Genomic DNA, 21849 nt, shown 5'->3' with positions numbered 1-21849 from the left:
CGGCCTGGGCGGCTGCCGTTCAGTGCGTGGCGGCGGCCGGCGCCGCGCCCGGCGCGCCCCGACGGCGCACGAGGCCGGCGGCGATCGACCCGGTGATCCCCTTCGGCATGTAGATGATGAAGAGCACCAGCAGCAGTCCGTAGATCGTGCCGTCCAGGCCGTGGATGTCGTGGCCGAAGGTGACGCGCAGCGTCTCGGCCAGCAGCAGCGTGAACATCGCGCCGACCGTCGGGCCGAGTTGCGTGAACAAGCCGCCCGCGATGACGGCGAAGACGATCTGCAGCGAGATGCCGATGCCCGAGATGGTCTCAGGGTTGATGTACATCTGGTACTGCGCGTAGAGCGCACCGCCGATCGTCGTCATGCCGGCGCTCAGCATGGTGATCATGAGCTTGGCGCGCGTGACGTTGACGCCGACCGACGCGGCGGCGTCCTCGTCCTCCGACGACGCCTCGAGGGCGTAGCGCAGCATGGAGCGGTCGACCATGCGCCAGACCCAGAGCCCCGCAGCCCAGACGATCAGCGCGAGGTAGAAGAAAGTGGCGCGCTCGCCGAACTGCAGCGCGAGGAAGGAGGTCCCGCCCGGCACGCCCTCCACCGTCATGCCGAGCGATCCGCCGGTCTGGTCGCGCAGGCCGACGATGGTCAGGCGCACCACCTCCCCCAGCGCCAGCGTCACCAGCGCGAAGTAGTGGCCGACGATGCGGAAGCGGAAGCAGGGGTAGCCCACGAGCAGCGCCATCGTCATCGAGAGCACGATCGCGATGGGGATGCCGACCCAGGGCGTCAGGCCGAAGCTGTTCCACAGCATCGTCACGACATAGCCGCCGACGCCGAGGAAGGCGCCATGGCCGAGCGAGACCATCCCGAAGCGGCCCATGACCGACCAGGAGGTGTAGACGAAGCCCCAGATCAGCACCGTGATCAGCAGGTGCAGGTGGTAGTTGCCGAGGCCGAACTGCGGCACCGCCGCCAGCGCCGCGATGCCGAGAACCGCCAGGATGCGCTTGTCCATGCCCTGCCCCTCCGTCAGCGGCTGAACAGGCCCTTGGGCCTGATGAACATCATGGCGATGAAGAAGGCGAAGGCGATCACGTAGCCCCATTCGATCTGGAAGAAGTAGCCGCCGACCGAGATGAACTGCGCGAAGACGAAGGCGGCCACGAAGCCGCCCAGCATGTTACCGAGCCCGCCCATGACGCAGACCATGAAGGTGATCGGCCCGAAGGACAGGCCGATCGCGGGGTGCACGTCGTATTGCAGCACCAGCAGGCTCGCCGCCACCCCGGCCATGCCGCCGCCGATCGCGGAGGTGATGAGGTAGATCCGCCGCGGATCGACGCCCATCAGCGGCATGATCTCGCGGTCCTGGCTGATGGCGCGGATGGCGGTTCCGAGGTAGCTGCGCGTCAGGAACAGCCAGAGCAGCAGCACGCCGACCAGCGCCGTCGCGAAAGCCAGGATGCGGGCGAAGCTGAAGAACATGTCGCCGAACTCGACCACCGGCATCCGCACGCCGAGGTTGCGGAACTCGATCCCGAACACCAGCGTGGCCGCCGCCTGCAGGAAGAACAGCACGCCGCCCGTGACCAGCAGCTGGTTGATCGGCGCCGTGCCGAGCACGGGCTGGATGACCAGGATGTGCAGCAGCACGCCGAGAAGTGCCACGACGGCGATGCCCGCGCCGATCGCGACCGGCAGCGGCAGGCCGTAGAACACGAACAGCCACCAGATCGTGTACATGCCGATCATCACGAGCTCGGCGTAGCAGATCCAGACCACGTCGATGACGCCGAAGACCAGGTTCAGCCCGAGCGCCAGCAGCGCCAGCACGCCGCCGAGCAGGATGCCGTTGATGATGGATTCGAGCAGGAAGGTGTCGAACATGCGTGCCCTCAGAGCCCGAGATAGGCGCGCCGGATCTCCGGCGAGGCGAGCAGCTCGGCCGAGCTTCCGGACTGCTTGATGGTGCCGACCTCGAGCAGGTAGGCCCGGTCCACGACCTGGAGCACCTGCTGGATGTTCTGCTCGACGATCAGCACGGTGTAGCCCTCGGCGCGGATGCGCTTCACCAGGCCGAAGACCTGCTGGACGATGACCGGCGCAAGGCCCGCCGAGGGCTCGTCCATCAGCAGCAGCTTCGGCCCGCTCATCAGCCCTCGGCCGATGGCGCACATCTGCTGCTCGCCGCCCGACATGGTGCCGGCCATCTGGTCGCGGCGTTCCTTCATGCGGGGGAACAGCTCGTAGACGAAGTCGAGCCTCTCGCGGAACCGCTTGCGCGCCTCGGGGTGGAAGGCGCCCATCCGCAGGTTCTCCTCCACCGTCAGGCGCGGAAACAGGCGGCGATGCTCGGGCACATGGGCGATGCCCATCTCGACCACGCGATGCGCTGGGACGGGGCCGAGCGGCGTGCCTTCCATCACTACCTCCCCCGAACTGGGCGCGATGATCTTGGAGATGACGCGGAGCAGCGTTGTCTTGCCCGCACCGTTCGGGCCGATCACGCCGACCGCCTCCCCCGCGCGGACCTCCAGGCTCACGTCGAACAGGGCGCGGAAGCTGCCGTAGCCGGCCGAGACGCGGCGGACCTCGAGCATGACGTCGCCCGTCATGTCGCCACGCCTTCCTGGAAGGTGATCTTCTCGGTGCCGAGGTAGATCTCGATCACCTTCGGGTCCTTCGCCACCTCGCGCGGCAGGCCCTCGAAGATCTTCTCCCCGTGGTCGAGCACGATGGCGCGGTCCACGACGCGCATCAGCACGCCCATGATGTGCTCGACCCAGATGATGGTGATGTTCTTCTCGCGCCGGATGTGGTCGAGCATGTCGGCGGCCTGGTTCATCTCGGTCTCGTCGAGCCCGCCGAGGCTCTCGTCCGCCAGCAGCAGCTTCGGCTGCGTCGCGATGGCGCGCGCGAGCTCGAGCTTCTTGAGGCCCGCGGCGCCGAGCGAGGCGACCTCGGCCTGCGGGTCGGTCGGCAGGCCGACGAGCGCCAGCGCCTCCTCCGCGTGGTCGTGCGCCTTCGTCCGGCTGACATGGCCGCGCTGGCCGAAGAAGGCGGCGGTGACCACGTTCTCGAGGATGGTGAGTTGGCGGAACGGGCGCGGGATCTGGAAGGTGCGCCCGATGCCGCGGTGGCAGATCTCGATCGGTGCCAATCCGCCGATCTCGCGCCCCTCCAGCATGATCGTCCCGGCCGAGGGCTTCAGCATGCCGGCGATCATGTTGAAGGTCGTGCTTTTGCCCGACCCGTTCGGGCCGATCAGGCCGAGGATCTCCCCCTGCTCGAGCGAGAAGGAGACGCGGTCGACGGCGACGAAGCCGCCGAAGCGCTTCGTCAGGTCCTGTACCTTCAGCATGCCCGGGCTGCGCCGCCCTCAGCGGGCGGCGTAGGCGTGGCCGGCGGGCAGCGGGATCACGGGCTCGGCGGTCTTGATCGCGGCCGGCCACACGATCTTGGTCTCCCCGCCCACGTACTGCATCACGACGGGGGAGGACCGTTCGTTCTGCCCGGCCATCGGGGTCCCTGCCGGGAAGAAGCGCACGCCGTAGCCCTGGATGGTGCCGCCTTCGGGGATGTCGGTCGCAAGCGCGGCCTGGCGCAGCGCATCGGGCGTGAAGCCGCCATGGTTGCGGATCGCGCGCGGCAGCACGTCGGTCAGGAAGATCCAGGTCTGGTTGAAGCCCATCGAGGTATGCGGCGGGACCTCGGTCGCATTCGTCTCGGCACGGTAGCGGCGGACCATCTCGGCCGTGATGTCGCCGAGGCCGGGCCTGAGCGACGCCGGGTTCAGCAGCTGCGCCGCCACCGGGTCCACGTTGAAGATGTAGTCGGCGTCGTTGCCGAAGGTCTGCTTCAGCCGGTCGATCTGGCCGTAGCCGGCGCCATGGCCGATCAGCGCGCTCCAGCGCAGGCCGAGTTCGCGCGACTGGCGGAGGAACAGCGTGATGTCGGGGTTGTAGCCCGTGTGCAGGATGACGTCGGGCCGTTCCCGCCGCAGCTTCGTGACCAGGGAGGAGAGGTCGGGCGCGGTCGCCGCATAGCCTTCCTTCAGCACGATCCGCATGCCGAGCTGGCGTGCCTTGGCTTCGTTGCCGGCGGCGACACCCGCGCCGTAGGGCCCATCCTCGTAGATGATGGCGACGCGCACGTCGGCCGGGCGCTTGCGCAGCCGTTCCTGCGACACGTCCGCGATGAACTGGCAGGACGCCTCGCCGAACTGGTCGCTGTGGACCTGCGCGCGGAACACGTATTCGAGGTTGCGGTCCTTGAACACCGAGGAGGCGACGCAGACATTCGCCCACATGAAACGGCGCTGCGCATTGACGCGCTGCGCCAGCGGCACGCAATGCGCGCTCGAGAAGACGCCCATCAGCAGGTCGACGCGTTCCTGCTCCATCAGGCGCGTCGCCTCGTTGATCGCGACTTCCGTGCGCGACTGGGCATCGGCGAAGATCGCGTTGATGCGATGGCCCTCGACGCCGCCGCGCTCGTTGATCATCTCGATCGCGTGCTTGGTGCCGATGGCGGCGGCGAGCGAGCCGCCGCCCGCGAAGGGGCCGGTATAATCGTAGATGACGCCGATTTTGATCTCGCGCTGCTGGGCCAGCGCCCCGCCTGCGAAGGGCAGCGCCCCTGCGGTTCCGATCAGCCCGCGACGCGTCAGATGTGCGACCATCATCTTACTCCCCTTCGTCTCGTTTCTTAACCCTGGACGTGGCGGAAGCATCGGGGGCCGGCGCGGATCTTGTCAAATCAATCGCACGCCGGCCGCGGGCACTACTGCGCCCGGCGCACCCCCATCGCGATGGTGCGCTCGTCCATCCGCGGGTCGTGCGTCATGCCGCGCCGCACCGCCCAGTTGTTCACATACTGGATGAGCTGGATGTAGGGCTCCTCCTCGACGTAGCGGTCCACCGCCTCGTGCCAGGCGGCCTCCCGGCGCTCGTCGTCCATGATGGCGGAACCGCGCAGCACGATCTCGTCGAAGGCCGCGCTGGAATAGCGGGCGTTGTTGTTCGCACCGGTCAGGCGCGCGCGGTCGCGCGACGCGACCACGTTGGCGAGGAAGTTCGACGCCTCCCCCGTGCTCGAGCCCCAGGCGGCCAGCTGGATCGCGTATTCGAAGCGCATCCGGCGGGGCACGAAGCCGGTCCAGGGGAAGGCCTGGATCTCGGTGCGCACGCCGATCCGCGTCCACATCTGCGCGACGGCCTGGGTCAGGCGCCCGTCATTCGGCCAGCGGTCGTTCGGGCCGGACAGCACGACGCGGAAGCCCTGCGGATAGCCGGCCTCGGCCAGCAGCCGCTTGGCGCCGTCCGGGTCGTAGGCGCGCGGGCGCACCCGCGGGTTGTAGCCGAAGGCGCCCTCGGGCAGCCATTGCGCGGTGGGCGTGGCCGCGCCTTCCATCACGCGCTCGGCCAGCGCCTCGCGGTTGATCGCCATCGAGAGCGCGCGGCGCACCCGCGCGTCGCGGAAGGGGTTGGCCGGCAGCGGCTGCCCGGCATGGTCGGTCACCTGCGGGTCGCCGCCCTCCCGCCCGTAGTCCGGCACGAGGTAGACCGTGCGCAGGCTCGGGATCGAGGTGACGGTCACGCGGGGCTCGCGGCGCATCCGTGCGAGGTCGGAGGTCGGCACCTGCTCGATCAGGTCGACATCGCCGGCCAGCAACGCGGCGGTGCGCGCGCCGTCATTGCTGATGATGCGGTAGTTGACGCGCGCCCAGGGCTCGGCGCCGCCAAAATAGGACGGGTTGCGCTCGAGCTCCGTCCGGTCCCCCAGCCGGTAGGACACGTAGCGGTAGGGGCCGGTGCCGATCGCCGCGCGGCCGTTGTTGAAGTCCTCGGTCGAGGCGCCTTCGGCCGCGTGCCGCGCGATGATGGAGACCGAGGCGAGGTCGAGCGGCATCAGCGGATGCGGCCGCTTGGTGTGGATGCGGATGGTGTGCGGGTCCACCACCTCGACACGGTCGATGGCGCGCAGGAAGCCCTGGAAGCCGCCCGGGCTGTTCGGCACGTTCGGCACGCGCGCGAAGGAGAAGACGACGTCCTCCGCCGTGAAGGGGCGGCCATCATGCCAGGTGACGCCCTGTCGCAGCTTGAATTCCCAGACGGTGTCCGAGAGGGCGCGCCAGGATTCCGCGAGCGAGGGGTGCGGCCGCGCGCGCGCGTCGCGCTCCACCAGGCGGTCGAACACATGCATCATCATCGCATTGTTCGGACCGAGGTTGTGGAAATGCGGGTCCATGGAGGTGACCGGCGCCGCCGAGGCGAGGCTCAGGGTCTGGGCATGGACCGCGGGTGCCGCGACGGCGATCGCTCCGGCGAGCAGGACGTGGACGGTTCTCGGCAATTTGGCCTCCTGTCGGTTCTCGTTGCCGGGAGGCTAGCGCCGCGCGGAGCGCCGCGTCACCCCCCGAAACGGAAAGCGCCGCGGCCCCATCGGGACCGCGGCGCGTCGGGAGGCGCGAGGGGGGCGGCGGGTCAGCCCTGCCGCTCGACCATCAGCTTCTTGATCTCGCCGATCGCCTGCGCCGGGTTCAGACCCTTCGGGCAGGCCCGGGTGCAGTTCATGATGGTGTGGCAGCGATAGAGCTTGAACGGGTCTTCCAGCGCATCGAGCCGCTCGCCGGTCGCCTCGTCGCGGCTGTCCGCAATCCAGCGATAGGCCTGCAGCAGCACCGCGGGGCCGAGGTACCGGTCGCCGTTCCACCAGTAGGACGGGCAGGCGGTCGAGCAGCAGAAGCAGAGGATGCATTCCCAGAGCCCGTCGAGCTTTGCGCGTTCCTCCTTGGACTGCAGGCGCTCCCCGTCCGGCGGCGGCGGCGTGTCGGCCTTGAGCCAGGGCTCCACGCTGCGCAGCTGCGCGTAGATCTGGCTGAGGTCGGGCACCAGGTCCTTCACCACCGGCATGTGCGGCAGCGGGTTGATGCGGACCTCGCCCTTCACCTCGTCGATCGGCTTGAGGCAGGCCAGCGTGTTCAGCCCGTCGATGTTCATCGAGCAGGAGCCGCAGATGCCCTCCCGGCAGGAGCGCCGGAAGGTCAGCGTGCTGTCGACCTCGTTCTTGATCTTGATCAGCGCGTCCAGGACCATCGGCCCGCACTGGTCGAGGTCGATCTCGTAGGTGTCGGTGCGCGGGTTGGCGCCGCCATCGGGGTCCCAGCGATAGATCTTGAACGACCGCACATTCTTGGCGCCCGCGGGGGCGGCGTAGGTGCGGCCCTCGCCGACGGTGGAGTTCTTGGGAAGCGTGAAGGTTGCCATCGGTCCGGGTCCTAGTACACGCGCGCCTTGGGCGGGAAGACCTGCACTTCGTTGGTCAGCGTGCGCATCTTAACGTCGCGGTAGTCGAGCTTCACCGCATACTTGTCGTCCACCCGCGCCAGCGTGTGCTTCATCCAGTTCGCGTCGTCGCGGTCCGGATGGTCCTCGTGCGAATGGGCGCCGCGGCTTTCGTGGCGCGCATCGGCGCCATGGATGGTGGTCAGCGCGTTGCCGATCAGGTTGTCGAGTTCCAGCGCCTCGACCAGGTCGGAGTTCCAGATCAGCGAACGGTCCGCGATCTTGATGTCGCCGTAGCCGGCGGCGACCTTGTCCATCTTCTCGACGCCCTCGCGCAGCAGGTCGGTGGTGCGGAACACCGCGGCATGGGTCTGCATGGTGCGCTGCATGGTCAGGCGCAGGTCCGACACGCTGGTGCCGCCCTTCGCGTTGCGCACGCGGTCGAAGCGGTCGAGCGAGGCCTCGCCCGCCTTGGGCGGCAACGGCGGCTGGGACGCGCCGGGCTTGATCGTCTCGGCGGCCCGGTGCGCCGCCGCCCGGCCGAAAACCACCAGGTCGAGCAGCGAATTGGTGCCGAGCCGGTTGGCGCCGTGCACCGACACGCAGGCCGCCTCCCCCACCGCCATCAGCCCGGGCACCACCTTGTCCTGGTCCTTGGACGTGGCGGCCAGCACCTCGCAATGGATGTTCGTCGGAATGCCGCCCATGTTGTAGTGGACGGTCGGCAGCATCGGGATCGGCTCCTTCGTCACGTCCACGCCGGCGAAGATCTTCGCCGTCTCGGAAATGCCGGGCAGGCGCTCGTGCAGGATGTCTGCGCCCAGGTGCTCGAGATGCAGGTGGATGTGATCCTTCTGCGGCCCGACGCCCCGGCCCTCGCGGATTTCCATCGACATGGCGCGCGAGACGACGTCGCGCGACGCCAGGTCCTTGGCCGTCGGCGCGTAGCGCTCCATGAAGCGCTCGCCCTCGGAATTGGTCAGGTAGCCGCCCTCGCCGCGGGCGCCTTCCGTGACCAGGCAGCCCGAGCCGTAGATGCCGGTCGGGTGGAACTGCACGAACTCGTTGTCCTGCAGCGGCAGGCCGGCGCGCAGCACCATGCCCCCGCCATCGCCCGTGCAGGTATGGGCCGAGGTGCAGGAGAAATAGGCACGCCCGTAGCCGCCGGTGGCCAGCACCACGGTCTGCGCGCGGAAGCGGTGCATGGAGCCATCCTCAAGGCACCAGGCGGTCACGCCCCGGCACACGCCCTCATCGTCCATGATGAGGTCGAGGGCGAAATACTCGATGAAGAACTCGCAATTGTGCTTCAGCGACTGCTGGTACAGCGTGTGCAGGATCGCGTGGCCGGTGCGGTCGGCCGCGGCGCAGGCCCGCATGGCGGGCTCCTTGCCGAAATGCGTCATGTGGCCGCCGAAGGGGCGCTGGTAGATCTTGCCGTCCTCGGTGCGGGAGAAGGGCACGCCGTAGTGTTCGAGCTCGATGATGGCCGGCACAGCCTCGCGGCACATGTATTCGATCGCGTCCTGGTCGCCGAGCCAGTCCGACCCCTTCACGGTGTCGTACATGTGCCAGCGCCAGTCGTCCTCGCCCATGTTGCCGAGCGCGGCGCCCACGCCGCCCTGCGCGGCCACGGTATGGGAGCGCGTCGGGAACACCTTGGTGATGCAGGCGGTCTTGAGCCCCGCCGCGCCCATGCCGAAGGTGGCGCGCAGGCCGGCGCCGCCCGCACCCACCACCACCACGTCGTAGGTGTGGTCCACGATGCGGTAGGCGCCGTTCGAAGGCTTGCTGATCGCGTTCATCGCATCCGTCTCGTTCATTTCCGCGGCGGGGAAGTTGCCCTCCGGCCCGCGTCGTGTGCCGTTCTCAACCAACCACCTAGTCAGCCCGGGCGATCCCGCCAGGGGGCGTCAGACCGCGATGCGCAGCACCGCGAGCGTCGCCGCCAGCCAGAGCAGGACACAGAGGCCCTTGACTGCGAGCAGCGTGGCCAGCCGCGCCATCTCGCCCCGCATGTAATCCTCGATCACCACCTGCAGGCCCGCCGCCGTGTGGTGGAAGGCGGCGGCCAGGAAGGCCAGCAGCAGCACCGCGTTGAGGGGGCGGCCGATCCAGGCCGTCGCTTCCTGCCAGGTGCTGTCCGGCATGGTGGCGAGTGAGAAGACCAGCCAGAGCGTCAGCGGCAGAAGCGCGATGGAGGTGACGCGCTGCATCCACCAGTGATGCGTGCCGCCCTTCCCGGCGCCGAGGCCGCGCACGCGGCCGAGCGGGGAACGAAGGGTGCGAATCGTGGGCGCGGCCATGTCCGTCAGATCCAGGAAATCAGCATGACGAGCCAGGTCAGCGCGGTGAGCGCCGCGGTGCCGATCAGCACCGCCCGGCCGGTCAGGTAGGTGGTCGGCAGGTCGTAGCCCCGCCCGGAATCCCAGTAGAGGTGCCTGAGCCCCGCCAGGGTGTGGAACCAGGCCACGGCCGTCAGGGCCATCAGGCCGATCGCGCCGAAGAACGACCCGAAGAACCATTGCACGCCGTTGAACGACGCCTCCCCGGCGGCGGCGGCGACGAGCCACCACACGAGGAAGACCATCCCCACGGACCAGACGGTGCCGGTGATGCGGTGGGTGATGGAAAGCGCGCTCGTGACCTGCATCATGTCGTAGACCTGCAGGTGAGGAGACAGCGGGCGGCGGACGAGCGAGCCGTCCGACCGGCGGCCGACCATCAAGGCCTCCCGCGTGTCGGTGATCTTGGACATGGGTCCGGTACTCCGTGCGGCCGCTTGCCCCGATCCCCTGGCCGGGGGCCGGCCTTTGCGGGCGCTGTTGTATGGTGCGGCGCGGGACAGCGTCAAATCGGCGCGGGCGGCGATCCCGTCGCGGTCAGCCCGTATGCGACGTCAGCGTCGCGCGGTCCGGGAAGGCGTTCTTGACCGTGAGGTGCACCTTCAGCGCGGTCCTGGTCCAGCCCGTCCTGTCGCCGGGTGCGCCGCCGGCCGTCTCCCAGATCACCTCCATGGCCTCGGGCGAATAGCTCAATTCCCGCGCGGTGCCGCGCCTCTCCAGGAAGCCCGGGCCGATGCAGCCCTCGAAATGCGACGGCCTGCTGCCCCTGTGGACCAGAATGTTGTTGAGCTGCTTGCTCGTCGCCGCGCCGTTCCAGGGGTTCAGCACCCGCCCGCGCTTCGCGTCCCAGTACATCACGGCACCGGCATAGTCGCCCTTGGCCAAGTGGATGAAATCCACCTTGTCCTTCAGGGAGAAGCGCTCAAGCGTCTCGAAGCAGAGGCCGCCGATCCAGATCTCGCCGACCAGGCCGTAGCAGGTCTTCCCGCCGCTGATGTTCGTGACGTAGGAGGTTCCGCGTTCATAGATGACGGCTGACGTAGCCATGACTTGCGCTCCCTTCCGTCGGATTTCCTTGTTTGCGACCCACGCATTCAGCCGGAATGCGGCCTGAGCGCCGTCCGGTCGGGAAAGGCGTTCAGCACCCTGAACAGCACGATCGGCGAGGAGGCGTTCCACCCCTCCTGCTTCCCTGGCACGCCGCCCGCCTGTTCCCAGATCAACTCGAGCGATTCCTTGTCGTATCGAAGCTCCTGGGCGCTTCCCGCCTTTTCCAGGAACCCGACGCCCAGGCACCCCTCGAAATGGGACGGCTTGGTGCCGGCATGGATCAGGATGTTCTCCTGCTTCTGGGATGGTGCCTTTCCGGCCCAGGGGTGGATCACCCGCTTCTTGCCGGAATGCCAGTACATGACGGCGCGCTGGTAGTCCCCTTTCGGCAGGTGCACGTAGTCCTTCGTCTTGAGGTCGAGCTCGAAGCGCTCGAGCGTGTCGAAGGCGAGCCCGCCTATCCAAAGGGTGCCGACGAGGCCGTAGCAGGGCGTGCTGCCGGCGACGATGTTCGAGATGTAGGTTGTCCCGCGTTCGTAGGTCACGACCTTCCTGGCCATCGCCGCCTGCTCCCGTCAAAGGGGCCCGCGCCCGCTTCATCGCAGCCATGCTAGTGCCGGGAGCCGTTGACGCGGAAGGCACACCCGCGCAAGCAATGTGATGCATTTCACAGGTGTGCCGACATGACCGCCGAGCCCGCCCCCGGTACCGGCCGCGACGCCCGCATCATCGCCCTGATCGGTACCGGGCATTTCCTGTCCCATTTCTACGTCCTCAGCCTGCCGCCGCTGTTCCTGGTCTGGCGCGAGGAATTCGGCGTCTCCTTCGCCGAACTGGGCCTTGCCGTGGCGCTGATGTCGGGCACCACGGCGCTGCTGCAGACGCCAGTCGGCTTCTGGGTCGACCGCCACGGCGCCCGGCCCTTCCTGGTCGGTGGCACGCTGCTGATGGCGCTCTCGGTCTCGGCCATGGCCTTCGCGCCGGGCATCTGGGCGATCTGGCTGCTCGCCATCCTGTCCGGCGTCGGCAATTCCGTGATCCACCCGGCGGACTACGCCATCCTCGCCGGCTCGATCGACAAGGCGCGGATGGGCCGCGCCTTCGCCCTGCACACCTTCACGGGCAACCTCGGCTTCGCGCTGGCACCGCCGGTCGTGGCCCTGCTCGCGGCGGCGATGGGCTGGCGCGGCGCGCTGCTGGTGGTGGGGCTGCTCGGCATTCCGGTCGTGCTCGCCATCATCGTCCAGAGCCGCATCCTGCAGGACCAGGCGAAGCCCAAGGCGAAGCCCGCCGGGGAACCCTCGGGGCGCGAGCTCCTTCTCTCCCGTCCCATCCTGCTGTTCTTCGGCTTCTTCATGCTGTCCTCGATGGCGGGGTCCGGCATCCAGGCCTTCGTCATCACGGTGCTGGGCAAGCTCTGGGGCACGCCGGTCGCCGTCGCCTCGATGGTGCTGACCGGCTACATGGTCGGCGCCACCTCCGGCACGCTGGTCGGCGGCTGGATCGTGGACCGCACGAAGCGGAACCTGATCGGCTTCGTCGTCGTGCTGACCGGCTTCGCCATCGCCATGATCCTCGCCCTCGGCCTGCTGCCGCTGCCGGAGGCCATGCTGCCCGTGGTGGGCCTGCTCGGCGGGCTCGCCATGGGGGCATCGCGCACGCCGCGCGACGTCATGCTGAAGGATGCTGCGCCGCCGGGGCAGATCGGTAAGGTCTTCGGCTTCGTCTCCTCCGGCCTGCCGCTCGGCGGCGCCATCACGCCGGTGCCGCTCGGCTTCCTGATCGACATGGGGTATCCGGGCCTGGTGCTGCCGGTCGTGGCGGCGCTGCTCGGGCTCTCGCTGCTCTGCGCCGGGTCCGCCCAGGCGGAGGCGCGCAGCCGGCGGGCCGCGGCGGTCCCGGCCGAGTGAAGCCGCCGCCACCGCGGCTCTGCCGATGACGGCCTTCGACGACCTCCTCGCCGGCCTCACCTGGGCCGCGGTCGCGGTGCTGGCCGTTGCCGGCGCGCTCTCGGCGTCGCGCAAGCAGCTCGACCCGGTCGGCTTCATTCTGGTCGCCTGCCTCTGCGCCTTCGGCGGCGGCACGGTGCGCGACGTGATCCTGAACCAGCCGGTCTTCTGGCTTGCGGTGCCGGGCATGGTGGCGCTGGCGGCGGCGCTCGCGATCCTGGTGTTCTTCACCGCGCACCTGCTGGAGCGGCGCTTCGTGGCATTGCTCTGGGCCGATGCGGTCGGGCTCGGGCTGTTCGCCGTGCTGGGCGCGGAGGCGGCGCTCCGCGCGGGCGCGACACCCTGGGTCGCGGTGCTGATGGGCACCGTCACCGCGACCTTCGGCGGCGTGCTGCGCGACATCGTCTGCGCCGAGGTGCCGCTGATCCTCCGGCGCGAGATCTACGCCACCGCCGCCGCACTCGGCGCCATCGCCTTCATCCTGCTGCAGGAGGCCGGCGCGGGGCGCACCGCGGCAATCTCGGCGGGCGGGCTTCTCGCCTTCGGCGCGCGCGCAGCGGCCATCGCGACGGGCTGGTCGCTGCCCGCCTACCGCGCCCGCCCCGGGCGCGACTACCCCGACCGCCGATGAGCCAGCCGGCGCTGGCGGTCCTGCTGACCCTGGCGGCGGGGCTGCTCTACACGCTGGGCTACGCGATCGCGAAGATCCTGTCGGCATCGCTCGACCCGGTGCAGATCACCTTCCTGCGCTCGGCCCTGGTGCTGGCCGGCGCGGCGGTCATCCTGCCGCGCCTCGCGGACCCGGCCGGCGCCCTGCGCCGCCTACTGGCGCCCGCGCAGGCGCGCGACCAGCGCATCGCGGCGGCGATGCTCATCCTGTCCACCACGCTCGCCGTGCTCGGCTATTCGCTGGTGCCGGTCACCGAAGCGTCGGCGCTGGGCTTCACCGCGCCCATCATCCTGGTGGCGCTGGGCGCGCTCGTGCTGCGGGAGACGGTGACACCGCGGCGCTGGGCGGCGCTGGCGTTGGGCTTTGCCGGCATGCTCGCGGTGGTGCGGCCGGGGGGCGAGCTGTTCAGCGCGGCCGCCGCCGTGCCGGTCAGCGCAGCGCTGACCTACGCCCTCTATCAGGTGATGACGCGGCGCATCCGCGCGGTCGCGAACGAATGGGACGCGACGCTGCAGGGCGCGCTGGCCGGCGTCGTGCTGCTGGCGCCGGCCATGCGCTTCCTCTGGCGCATGCCCGATGCCGCGGCGCTGGTGCTCGTGGCCGTCTATGCGGCGGTGCAGACGGCGGCGCTGCTCTGCATCGCGGGCGCGGTGCGGCGCGCGGAGGTCTCGGGCCTGGCGCCCTGGCACTATTCGCGGATCGTCTTCGCGCTGGCGCTGGATGCGATCCTGTTCGCACGCGTGCCGGAGGCGTGGGCGCTCGCGGGGTGCGGGCTGATCGCGGCGGGCGGGTTGGTGTTGGCCTGGCCGAGGCGAAGAAGGCCGGGGGAGTGAACTCCCCCGGTCCCCCTCCTTCTTCTGTCACTCGGGCACCGTCAGGGGAGGTTGGTCTCCAAATGACAAAGAAGGGAGGGGGTCCGGGGGAGGTTCACCCTCCCCCGGCCTTCAACGCCCCGTTCCGGTGCATCTCCTCCGCGATCTGCACCGCATTGAGCGCCGCCCCCTTGCGCAGATTGTCCGCCACGCACCAGAAGGCGAGGCCATGCGGCACCGTCGGGTCGCGCCTGAGGCGGGAGACGAAGACCGCATCTTCCCCCGCGATCTCGATCGGTGTCGCGTAGCCGCCATCGTCGCGGGTATCGAGCAGCGTGATGCCCGGCGCGTCGCGCAGCGCGTCCCGCGCCTGGCGCTCGGTGATCGGGCGCTCGAATTCCACGTGCACCGCCTCGCCGTGGCCGATCATGACCGGTACGCGCACGCAGGTCGCGACCACCTGGATGTCGGGGTCGAGGATCTTGCGCGTCTCGACCGCCATCTTCCATTCCTCCTTGGTCGATCCGTCGTCCATGAAGCGGTCGATGTGCGGGATGACGTTGAAGGCGATCGGCTTGGTGAACTGCTCGGCCAGCGGCGGGTCGTTGACGAAGATGCCGCGGGTCTGGGACCAGAGCTCGTCCATCGCCTCCTTCCCCGCCCCCGAGACGGACTGGTAGGTCGCGACCACCACGCGCTTCACCTTGGCGATGTCGTGCAGCGGCTTCAGCGCGACCACCATTTGGATGGTCGAGCAGTTGGGGTTGGCGACGATCCCCTTCCTCGGCCGCTTCGCGATCGCCTGCGGGTTCACCTCGGGCACCACGAGCGGCACGCCGGGCTCCATGCGGAACTGGGAGGTGTTGTCGATCACGAGGCAGCCCGCCGCCGCCGCGCGGGGCGCATGCACGGCCGAGACCGCCGCGCCCGGCGAGAACAGCGCGAGGTCCGTGCCCGCGAAGTCGAAGCGGTCGAGGTCGCGCACCGTCAGCACGGTCTTGTCGCCGAAGGAAACCTCGGCGCCGGCCGAGCGCCCCGAGGCGAGCGCCACAGCCTCCGCGACAGGGAAGGCCCGTTCCGCCAGCGTCTTGATGATCTCCCGCCCCACCGCGCCGGTGGCGCCGACGACCGCGATCCGATAGCCCATCGCCTGCTCCTGCTGCCCGGGGTGGCGGCCCGGGCGGACGCGCCGAGCCTGTCCTAGAGCAAGGACCGATTAGAGCAAGAACCGATCCGGCGAAATCATCCGATCGAAGGCTTCGCCCAGGATCGGGCCGGGCACGGCACGGATGGCGCCCGGCGGCTCATGCCGCGCGCACCTCCCGCAGGAAGCCGTCCGCGCGCGCGCGAAGCGTCTCGGCATTGCCCGACAGCGCGCCCGAGGCCTCGAGCACCGCCCCGGCCGAACCGCCCGTCGCGTCCGCCGCCGCGCGGATGCCCTCGATCCGGCGTGCGACGGTGTCCGTCGCCTGCGCGACCTGCGCGGCGCTCCGCGCGATCTCGCGCGTCGTGGCCCCCTGTTCCTCGACCGCGGCGGCGATCGCGGTCGCGATGTCGCTCGTGCGGTCGACAGTCGCGCCGATGCCGCGAATGGCATCGACCGCCTGGGAGGTGGCCGACTGCATCCCGGCGATCTGCCGGCCGATCTCCTCGGTCGCCTTGGCGGTCTGGCCGGCGAGGTTCTTGACCTCGCCCGCCACCACGGCGAAGCCCTTGCCGGCCTCCCCGGCGCGCGCCGCCTCGATCGTGGCGTTGAGCGCCAGGAGGTTGGTCTGGCCCGCGATCTCGCCGATCAGGCGCACCACGTCGCCGATGCGCGAGGCCGCGTCCGCCAGGCCACGCATCGTCGCATCGGTCGCCTTGGCTTCGGCCACCGCGCGGCGGGCGACCTCCGCGGCCTCGGCCACGCGGCGCGTGATCTCCTCGACCGAGGCGGCCATCTCCTCGGCCGCCGCCGCGACCGCCTGCACGTCCGCATGGGCCTGCACGCCGACCTCGGACACCGCGATCGCTTCGCGCCCCGCCTCGGCGGCGGCGTCGGACAGGTCGCGCGCCGCCTGCTGCAGCTGTCCGGCCGAGGCGGCGACGGACTGCACCACGGCGCCGATGTCCGACTCGAAGCTATCGGCGAGGCGCGCCTGCTCGGTCACGCGCTGCCAGGCGAGCATCGCGCCGACATAGGCGCCCTGCGGGTCGCGCAGCGCCGAGACGTTGAGGTCGAGCGTCTCCGGCCCCATCCGCACGCGCGCCTTGTGCGGCAGCCGCGACGGGTCCTCCAGCATGCCGCGCACACGCCCGGGGCCCTTGTGGAAGATGTCGATGGACTGCCCGATCATCCCATCCGCCTTGACCGGCATGTGCGCCTCCAGCGTCCGCACCAGCTCCGTCGAGTGCGTATTGGCGTAGCGGATGCGGAACCCGTCGCGCGGGTCCGCCACCAGCACGCCCAACGGCAGCTGCTCGATCATCTGGCCGCGGCTGAAGGCCTCGGCAACGGTCACGCGCAGGTCCTCGACCGCCTCGGCGATGCGTCCGATCTCGTCGCGCCGGCCGCGTTCGGGCACCGTGGCCGCGGCATCCCCGCCCGCGATGGCACCGATCGCCCCCGCCAGGCGGCGCAGCGGGGTGCCGATGCTGCGCGCCATCAGCAGGGCCGATAGCGCCAGCACCAGCGCGATCGCCGCCGTCGCCCCGAGCACGATGCGCGACTGCTGCGCGAGCGAGGCGGTGACCCCTTCGGCCGAGGCGTGGTCCAGCTCGACCAGCCGCGCATTCGCATCGGAAAAGCCCGCGAACAGCGCATGCCAGGTAGGCTGCGAGGTCTCGGCCATCAGCCTGCCGAGCGCGACGCCCGTGTCGATGGCCGAAAGCGCGGCGTCGCCCGCCTCGGTCGCCAGCGTGCCGATCCGCTCGAGCTCCTCCCGCACCCGCTGGGAATTGCCCGCCTGCGCGACCGCGCCCCGCATGTGCACGCGCGCCTGCGCCATCGCCCGGCGCGCGCGCTGGGCCATGTGGTCGTCCCCGGTCGCGAGGTAGCGCAGCGCCGAGGCGCGCATGTCGTTCACACCCTGGTGGAAGGTCAGGAAGCGGGTACGCACCTCGTTCTGGACATCTCCCGAGAGGTCGAACTCGATCGTCGAGGTCGCGCCCTCGAAGGCCTGGTCGTAGTCCTGGCTGCGGCGCAGGAAGCCGTTGTCGCGCGCCTCGATGACGACCAGGCGCAGGCGCGCGGCCTCCCCGACCGTGGCGCCGTAGGCGGCGGCGCGCCGGCCGATCTCGGCCACGAGGGTCGCGACGCCTGCATCCTGGAGGTTGGCGTTGGCGTGCGCGGCCAGGGCCACGGCGCCCTCGATCGCCGTGATCGCCCCGGCGCGGGCGGCCTCGACGTCGTGCTGCGTGTTCGCCGCGAGAAGGGCGCGCACCTGCAGCGGCGCTTCGGCAGCCGAAGTCGAGGCGTTGGTCAGCAGGGCCGCGCTTGCCGCGACCTCGCTGCGCTGCAGGATCCGGTCCTCGAGCGAGGCGCCCGTCACCTGCATCGTCGCCACGATCGCGCCGACCATGGCCAGCGCGACCAATCCCGACGCCGCCAGCTTCAGGCCGACCGAGAGGTTGAGAAACAGACGCATCGCCATCTCCGCCACAGGACGGGCGGAGATTGCATCGGCGTCGCTTAAGCCGGCGTGAACCGTGGCGCGGCGCGCGCCCCCCAGGCCCGCCCGAACACGACGAAGACCGCCAGCACCAGCAGCGTGCTGCCGCCATGCCAGGCGAGCACCATCGCCGCCGCATCCAGGTGGTGGAACATCGACAGCGCCGCGCCGCTGAGCGCGGCACCCGCCAGCCCGCCCATCACCGCGACCGGCACGGGACGGATCGGCCCCGCATGGCGCAGCATCCAGACCATGGACAGCGCGAGCGGCACGCCCAGCATCACGATGAAGCGCAGGCACCCCCAGGATGTTCCAAGCACCAGCGCCTGCGGCCCGACGCGCGCGAGGTCCGCCAGGCACCCCCAGCCCAGGCTGCTGACCCAGGCCGCCGCCGCGGGCAGCGGCAGCAGCGCCCAGCGCGCGGAACGGTCGGGCAGGGAGAGTTCAAAGGCCGCGACGGCGGCCAGCACGCCGGTCGCCACGGCGAAGATCAGCTGCGCCACCTCATGCGGGCGGCCGAGGCGTTCCATCAGGTCGTGGCGTGGCCCGTACCAGGCGACCGCCGCCGCCGCCAGCACGGCGGCGAAGGCGAGCCACATGGCCGCGCGGCGCAGCGGATGCGCAAGCCGCCGGACGGGGCGGAGGTCGCCGGCGAGCCGGCCGATCAGATCCTCGGTCTTCATCACGTGTCCTCCACGCCGAGACGCCGGCGCAGGGTTTTCAGGGCCCGGTGGGTCGCGACCTTCAGCGCGCCCACCGAGAGGCCGGACCGCGCAGCGGCCTCGGCCAGGGGAAGGTCCTCGAGCTTGGCGAGGCGGAGCGCGGTGCGCTGGCTCTCGGGCAGCTCGGCCACGGCGTCGCGCAGCTGGCGGCCGGCGATGCGGTCCTCGCCGGTCTCCCCGGCGGGCGCGGCCAGCGTCTCGGCATGGTCGTCGAGCGGCGCTTCCCGCCCCGCGCCGCGGCCGCGGCGGCGGAGCCGGTCGATGCAACGGCGTTCGGCGATCGCGGCGATCCAGGGCCTGACCGGCCGCGACGGGTCGTAGGTCGCCATCATGCGGTGGATGGTGAGCAGCGTGTCCTGCACGGCGTCCTCGGCCTCGTGGAAATCCGCGATCCGGCGGCGGGCAATCGCGCGCAGCAACGGCAGGCAGTCGCGCAGCAGCAGGTCGTAGGACCGCCCGTCGCCGGCCTGCGCCGCGACCATCCACGCCTCCCACCTGCCATCCGGTCCGTCCGCCACCCTGGCCCCGCTGTGCTGCCGGCGCAGTCTATAGGACCCGACGCCGGGGCCGTAACCATCGAAGCCTATGGCGGCGCTCATCGCGCGGCGACCGCATGTGCCGTCCGGCGCCGCTCGGCCGCCAGCGCGCAGCCGACCAGGATGGCGATCCCGCCCAGCGTCATGGCCGGATCGACCCACCAGACGCCGGGATGGAGCCTGAGCCCCGCCGTCACGATCCAGGACAGGAAGATGCCGAGGCAGAAGATGTTGAGGCTGTGCCTGCCGACCGCCGCCATGGCCTGCGCTGCCGGGTGGTGCATCCAGCGCGCCTCCCGCGGCACGAGCACCGCCACCAGGTAGGCGAGCGCCAGGCCGTGCAACAGGCCGAGCGGCCCGATATGGGCCTTGCCGGCCAGGATCCAGGCGGTCTCGACATCGAGCGCCCAGCCGGCCCCGAGCCCCTCCCCCAGCCGTTGCAGGAAGCCCAGCCCGACCAGCAGCAACGCGGCCGCGATGGCCGCGGCATGCGGGCGCAGGCGCGCCCCGTGCAGCAGCGCCTGCCGCCCGAACCAGGCACCCAGGAGGAACACGAACTGCCAGGCAAGCGGGTCGAGCCCGACGGGCAGCACGGACCAGTACTGCCAGAGCCCCGCCTGCACCCCCGCCCAGACTGCGAAGGACGGCAGCAGGGCCCAGGCGCCGATGCGAGCCGCGAGCCACAGGAACCCCGGCAGCACCAGCATGCAGAGCACGAAGACCGGCAGCACGTCGACGTAGTTCGGCAGGTAGACGAGCGCCGCCGCCGCTGGCAGGGCCATGAGGGGGTCGTCCACCAGTGTCCGCCAGGCGAGGCGGTCGACCTCCCCCGGCAGGGGCAGCGCCATCTCGGACCAGATGACCATGGCGCCGAACATGAAGAACACGACGAGATGTGTGAGATAGAGCCGGCCCGCGCGGCGCCAGGCGTCGCGCGCGGCCGCCGGCGCGCCGTCGCGGTCGGCCTTCAGCGTGAAGACGGAGGCGAGGACGAAGCCCGACAGGAACACGAACTGCCCCGAGCTGTCGGACAGCCCCCAGACCGCATGGATTCCGTAGGCCCCGAAGGCCGAGCCCACGGCATGCGCGCCGAAGATCGAGATCTGCAGCCAGCCCCGGATGATGTCGAGCCTGAGGTCCCGCTTCGGGCGGGCCAGCTTCCGGCGGGCCGCGTCGGCCGGGGCGGGGCGGGCCATTCGGGGTCTCCGTCGGCGACCGGCATGGCCGCCTTCGCATACCCTTTCGCCCGCCCCGCCCCGATGGTTACGCCATCACGAGGTTGGCGGGGATGGTCTGCCCGGCCTCGCGCAGGAAGCGCGCGGCGCCGGGGTGGAAGGGCAGGAAGGTGTTCTTGCCGGCATTCTCGGCCAGCGTCTCGGCGCCGGCCGCGATCGCCTGCTTCAGCCGCGCATTCTGGGTCAGGACCGACTTCACGATCTCATAGGCCAGGTCCTCGGGCAGCGACTTGTGGCCGATCGAGAAGTTGAACATGCCGACGATGTTCAGCGGCCGGCCGGCCTTCCGGTAGGTCGTGACCGGCAGGGTGCCGGGCGCAACTTCCGGGAAGGCGCGCGCGATGGTCGCCGCCTCCTCCGCCGTGAAGTCGAGGAAATTCACGTCCTGCTGCGTCTCGAGTTCCGAGAAGGCCGGCACCGGGACGCCCGAGGCGAACAGGAAGGCGTCGAGCAGCCCATCCTGCACCTGGCCCGCCATGTCCGAGCCCGAGCCGAAGCGGATGTTGGCCGGGCGGATGTTCAGCCGCTCCAGGATCAGCGGCCAATAGGTGCCGGGCGTGCCGCCGCGCGGGCCGAGGCCGACATTCTTGCCGTTGAGGTCCGACAGCTTGGCCACGCCGCTCCGCTTGAGCGCGATGCCGTGGAAGGGCGTGTCGTACATCGGGAACAGGGCGCGGATGTCGCGCATCTGGTTGCCCTGGGTCCACGCGCCCTGGCCGTTCCAGGCCTGCAGCGCGACGCCCATCGTCACCATGCCGAGCTCGACCTCGCGCCGCTGCACCAGGATGATGTTCTGGTTCGGGCCCTGGCTGGCGCGGTAGGAGATGTTCACTCCGGTCGCTTCCTGCGCGATCTGGCCCCAGGCCGGTCCATACAGCGCATAGGTGCCGCCCGGCGCGGCCGTGCCCATGTTCAGGGCGCGCGGCCAGGCGGGGTTGCGGGGCTGAGCCAACGCGAGCCCCGGCATGGCGAGGGCGGGCGCGGCAAGGCCGGCGGCAAGAATGTGACGGCGATTGAACATGTTTTCGTATCCTCTTTCGTAGGCTTTTCGTAGGCTCCCGGCACCCCCGACAAGAGGCGTTGTTGTTGGAGATAGCGACGCGATGCCGCGATGTGAACCCCTCGGCCCCCTTGCCGACTCGGGCCGAGGCGCGGGATGAAGCGGCGTGCTGCATCTCATCAAGCTTTGCGTCGGGCCCAAGGACGTCGCCGCGCTGGCGGCGCTCCAGACGGAACGGCTGCGTACCGACCCACCGCTCCGGGCCTGGACGCGCATGTTCCCGAAGCGAATCGACGAGGTCACGAATGGCGGTTCGATCTTCTGGGTGATCGGCGGTTTCGTCCGGGTCCGCCAGCGCATCCTCGGCCTGCGCGAGGAAGCCTGGGACGACGGCACGCCCTGCGCCGCGCTGCTGCTGGACCCCGACATTGTGGCGGTCGAGGCGCGCCCGATGAAGCCATTCCAGGGCTGGCGCTACCTCAAGCCGGAGGAAGCGCCGGCGGATGTCGCGCGCGGCCGGCCCGCGGCCCGCGGCCTCGATCGCCTGCCGCCGGCGCTTCGGCGGGACCTCGCGGAACTCTGCCTGATCTGACG

22 protein-coding genes are annotated in these 21849 nt (G+C 70.4%); 4 read left to right on the top strand and 18 right to left on the bottom strand.

The genetic code is table 11. The annotated features are described in order from the left end of the window. Nucleotides 1–19: 19 nt before the first annotated feature. The 12 genes from E8M80_RS09125 to E8M80_RS09070 form a co-directional block, all read right to left on the bottom strand. Nucleotides 20–1015: a branched-chain amino acid ABC transporter permease gene (locus tag E8M80_RS09125; RefSeq protein ID WP_137125354.1), complete on the bottom strand. Its 996-nt coding sequence runs from the start codon at nt 1013–1015 to the stop codon at nt 20–22. Between the two features lie 14 nt (nt 1016–1029). After that, nucleotides 1030–1887 carry a branched-chain amino acid ABC transporter permease gene (locus tag E8M80_RS09120; protein WP_137125353.1) on the bottom strand — a complete coding sequence of 286 codons (858 nt, stop codon included), beginning with the start codon at nt 1885–1887 and terminating at the stop codon, nt 1030–1032. Between the two features lie 8 nt (nt 1888–1895). Continuing rightward, nucleotides 1896–2600, bottom strand: coding sequence for an ABC transporter ATP-binding protein (locus tag E8M80_RS09115; RefSeq protein ID WP_137125398.1), 705 nt, complete (start codon nt 2598–2600; stop codon nt 1896–1898). Nucleotides 2601–2611: 11 nt separating this feature from the next. Beyond that, nucleotides 2612–3361 (bottom strand): ABC transporter ATP-binding protein, encoded by a 750-nt coding sequence (locus E8M80_RS09110; protein ID WP_137125352.1) that lies wholly within the window; start codon nt 3359–3361, stop codon nt 2612–2614. 18 nt (nt 3362–3379) lie between these two features. Then, nucleotides 3380–4684, bottom strand: a complete 1305-nt coding sequence (locus E8M80_RS09105; protein ID WP_240789952.1) for an ABC transporter substrate-binding protein — start codon at nt 4682–4684, stop codon at nt 3380–3382. 98 nt (nt 4685–4782) lie between these two features. Next, entirely contained in the window at nt 4783–6354 is a 1572-nt protein-coding gene (locus E8M80_RS09100) for an ABC transporter substrate-binding protein (RefSeq protein WP_370287306.1), read from the bottom strand. Nucleotides 6355–6485: 131 nt separating this feature from the next. After that, on the bottom strand, nt 6486–7268 hold the full coding sequence (locus tag E8M80_RS09095) for a succinate dehydrogenase iron-sulfur subunit (RefSeq protein ID WP_137125351.1): 783 nt from the start codon (nt 7266–7268) through the stop codon (nt 6486–6488). A gap of 11 nt (nt 7269–7279) precedes the next feature. Further along, the gene (gene sdhA / locus E8M80_RS09090; RefSeq protein ID WP_137125395.1) at nt 7280–9091 is read right to left on the bottom strand and encodes a succinate dehydrogenase flavoprotein subunit; all 1812 of its coding nucleotides are present in this window, start codon (nt 9089–9091) and stop codon (nt 7280–7282) included. A 108-nt stretch (nt 9092–9199) separates the two neighbouring features. Then, nucleotides 9200–9592: a succinate dehydrogenase, hydrophobic membrane anchor protein gene (sdhD, locus tag E8M80_RS09085; RefSeq protein WP_170979297.1), complete on the bottom strand. Its 393-nt coding sequence runs from the start codon at nt 9590–9592 to the stop codon at nt 9200–9202. Nucleotides 9593–9597: 5 nt separating this feature from the next. Next, entirely contained in the window at nt 9598–10044 is a 447-nt protein-coding gene (sdhC, locus tag E8M80_RS09080; protein WP_137125350.1) for a succinate dehydrogenase, cytochrome b556 subunit, read from the bottom strand. 124 nt (nt 10045–10168) lie between these two features. Then, nucleotides 10169–10678, bottom strand: coding sequence for a hypothetical protein (locus E8M80_RS09075; RefSeq protein ID WP_137125349.1), 510 nt, complete (start codon nt 10676–10678; stop codon nt 10169–10171). Nucleotides 10679–10725: 47 nt separating this feature from the next. Then, complete coding sequence (locus tag E8M80_RS09070) at nt 10726–11241, bottom strand: DUF5675 family protein (RefSeq protein WP_137125348.1); 516 nt, start codon at nt 11239–11241, stop codon at nt 10726–10728. 123 nt (nt 11242–11364) lie between these two features. On the opposite strand from E8M80_RS09070, the gene E8M80_RS09065 reads away from it, so the two are divergent. The 3 genes from E8M80_RS09065 to E8M80_RS09055 are packed head-to-tail and all read left to right on the top strand — an operon-like array spanning nt 11365 to nt 14133. Then, nucleotides 11365–12591: an MFS transporter gene (locus E8M80_RS09065; RefSeq protein ID WP_170979296.1), complete on the top strand. Its 1227-nt coding sequence runs from the start codon at nt 11365–11367 to the stop codon at nt 12589–12591. A 25-nt stretch (nt 12592–12616) separates the two neighbouring features. Continuing rightward, nucleotides 12617–13261: a trimeric intracellular cation channel family protein gene (locus E8M80_RS09060; protein ID WP_137125347.1), complete on the top strand. Its 645-nt coding sequence runs from the start codon at nt 12617–12619 to the stop codon at nt 13259–13261. Further along, nucleotides 13258–14133 (top strand): DMT family transporter, encoded by an 876-nt coding sequence (locus tag E8M80_RS09055; protein WP_137125346.1) that lies wholly within the window; start codon nt 13258–13260, stop codon nt 14131–14133. Before E8M80_RS09060 ends, E8M80_RS09055 begins: the two co-directional genes overlap by 4 nt. A 94-nt stretch (nt 14134–14227) precedes the next feature. Here the strand turns inward: E8M80_RS09055 and E8M80_RS09050 are convergent, their stop codons facing one another. The 6 genes from E8M80_RS09050 to E8M80_RS09025 all read right to left on the bottom strand — a co-directional run bounded on the left by E8M80_RS09050 (nt 14228) and on the right by E8M80_RS09025 (nt 21276). Then, on the bottom strand, nt 14228–15259 hold the full coding sequence (locus E8M80_RS09050) for an aspartate-semialdehyde dehydrogenase (protein ID WP_137125345.1): 1032 nt from the start codon (nt 15257–15259) through the stop codon (nt 14228–14230). Between the two features lie 157 nt (nt 15260–15416). Continuing rightward, nucleotides 15417–17738: a methyl-accepting chemotaxis protein gene (locus E8M80_RS09045; RefSeq protein ID WP_170979295.1), complete on the bottom strand. Its 2322-nt coding sequence runs from the start codon at nt 17736–17738 to the stop codon at nt 15417–15419. Between the two features lie 44 nt (nt 17739–17782). Beyond that, complete coding sequence (locus E8M80_RS09040) at nt 17783–18445, bottom strand: NrsF family protein (RefSeq protein WP_137125344.1); 663 nt, start codon at nt 18443–18445, stop codon at nt 17783–17785. After that, entirely contained in the window at nt 18445–19083 is a 639-nt protein-coding gene (locus tag E8M80_RS09035) for a sigma-70 family RNA polymerase sigma factor (protein WP_137125343.1), read from the bottom strand. The genes E8M80_RS09040 and E8M80_RS09035 overlap by 1 nt, the downstream gene beginning before the upstream one ends. Further along, complete coding sequence (opgC, locus tag E8M80_RS09030) at nt 19080–20216, bottom strand: OpgC domain-containing protein (RefSeq protein WP_137125342.1); 1137 nt, start codon at nt 20214–20216, stop codon at nt 19080–19082. Before opgC ends, E8M80_RS09035 begins: the two co-directional genes overlap by 4 nt. Before the next feature lie 67 nt (nt 20217–20283). Then, a complete protein-coding gene (locus E8M80_RS09025) occupies nt 20284–21276 on the bottom strand; it encodes a TAXI family TRAP transporter solute-binding subunit (protein ID WP_170979294.1) in 993 nt (330 codons plus the stop codon). A gap of 145 nt (nt 21277–21421) precedes the next feature. Here E8M80_RS09025 and E8M80_RS09020 point away from each other — a divergent pair, with 145 nt between their 5' ends. Further along, entirely contained in the window at nt 21422–21847 is a 426-nt protein-coding gene (locus E8M80_RS09020) for a DUF1489 family protein (RefSeq protein ID WP_137125340.1), read from the top strand. Nucleotides 21848–21849: the final 2 nt, after the last annotated feature.

Source organism: Roseomonas sp. HF4, from assembly GCF_005222755.1.
GTDB lineage: Bacteria > Pseudomonadota > Alphaproteobacteria > Acetobacterales > Acetobacteraceae > Neoroseomonas.
Note: the sequence above shows the minus strand (reverse complement) of the source record. Positions and strands in the feature narration are given on the sequence as shown.

What these genes read in the sequence shown, in the direction of transcription:
- E8M80_RS09125 (WP_137125354.1), bottom strand. Translation starts at nt 1,015, where the DNA reads ATGGACAAGCGCATCCTGGCGGTTCTCGGCATCGCGGCGCTGGCGGCG.
- E8M80_RS09120 (WP_137125353.1), bottom strand. Translation starts at nt 1,887, where the DNA reads ATGTTCGACACCTTCCTGCTCGAATCCATCATCAACGGCATCCTGCTC.
- E8M80_RS09115 (WP_137125398.1), bottom strand. Translation starts at nt 2,600, where the DNA reads ATGCTCGAGGTCCGCCGCGTCTCGGCCGGCTACGGCAGCTTCCGCGCC.
- E8M80_RS09110 (WP_137125352.1), bottom strand. Translation starts at nt 3,361, where the DNA reads ATGCTGAAGGTACAGGACCTGACGAAGCGCTTCGGCGGCTTCGTCGCC.
- E8M80_RS09105 (WP_240789952.1), bottom strand. Translation starts at nt 4,684, where the DNA reads ATGATGGTCGCACATCTGACGCGTCGCGGGCTGATCGGAACCGCAGGG.
- E8M80_RS09095 (WP_137125351.1), bottom strand. Translation starts at nt 7,268, where the DNA reads ATGGCAACCTTCACGCTTCCCAAGAACTCCACCGTCGGCGAGGGCCGC.
- sdhA (WP_137125395.1), bottom strand. Translation starts at nt 9,091, where the DNA reads ATGAACGCGATCAGCAAGCCTTCGAACGGCGCCTACCGCATCGTGGAC.
- sdhD (WP_170979297.1), bottom strand. Translation starts at nt 9,592, where the DNA reads ATGGCCGCGCCCACGATTCGCACCCTTCGTTCCCCGCTCGGCCGCGTG.
- sdhC (WP_137125350.1), bottom strand. Translation starts at nt 10,044, where the DNA reads ATGTCCAAGATCACCGACACGCGGGAGGCCTTGATGGTCGGCCGCCGG.
- E8M80_RS09075 (WP_137125349.1), bottom strand. Translation starts at nt 10,678, where the DNA reads ATGGCTACGTCAGCCGTCATCTATGAACGCGGAACCTCCTACGTCACG.
- E8M80_RS09070 (WP_137125348.1), bottom strand. Translation starts at nt 11,241, where the DNA reads ATGGCCAGGAAGGTCGTGACCTACGAACGCGGGACAACCTACATCTCG.
- E8M80_RS09065 (WP_170979296.1), top strand. Translation starts at nt 11,365, where the DNA reads ATGACCGCCGAGCCCGCCCCCGGTACCGGCCGCGACGCCCGCATCATC.
- E8M80_RS09060 (WP_137125347.1), top strand. Translation starts at nt 12,617, where the DNA reads ATGACGGCCTTCGACGACCTCCTCGCCGGCCTCACCTGGGCCGCGGTC.
- E8M80_RS09055 (WP_137125346.1), top strand. Translation starts at nt 13,258, where the DNA reads ATGAGCCAGCCGGCGCTGGCGGTCCTGCTGACCCTGGCGGCGGGGCTG.
- E8M80_RS09050 (WP_137125345.1), bottom strand. Translation starts at nt 15,259, where the DNA reads ATGGGCTATCGGATCGCGGTCGTCGGCGCCACCGGCGCGGTGGGGCGG.
- E8M80_RS09045 (WP_170979295.1), bottom strand. Translation starts at nt 17,738, where the DNA reads ATGCGTCTGTTTCTCAACCTCTCGGTCGGCCTGAAGCTGGCGGCGTCG.
- E8M80_RS09040 (WP_137125344.1), bottom strand. Translation starts at nt 18,445, where the DNA reads ATGAAGACCGAGGATCTGATCGGCCGGCTCGCCGGCGACCTCCGCCCC.
- E8M80_RS09035 (WP_137125343.1), bottom strand. Translation starts at nt 19,083, where the DNA reads ATGAGCGCCGCCATAGGCTTCGATGGTTACGGCCCCGGCGTCGGGTCC.
- opgC (WP_137125342.1), bottom strand. Translation starts at nt 20,216, where the DNA reads ATGGCCCGCCCCGCCCCGGCCGACGCGGCCCGCCGGAAGCTGGCCCGC.
- E8M80_RS09025 (WP_170979294.1), bottom strand. Translation starts at nt 21,276, where the DNA reads ATGTTCAATCGCCGTCACATTCTTGCCGCCGGCCTTGCCGCGCCCGCC.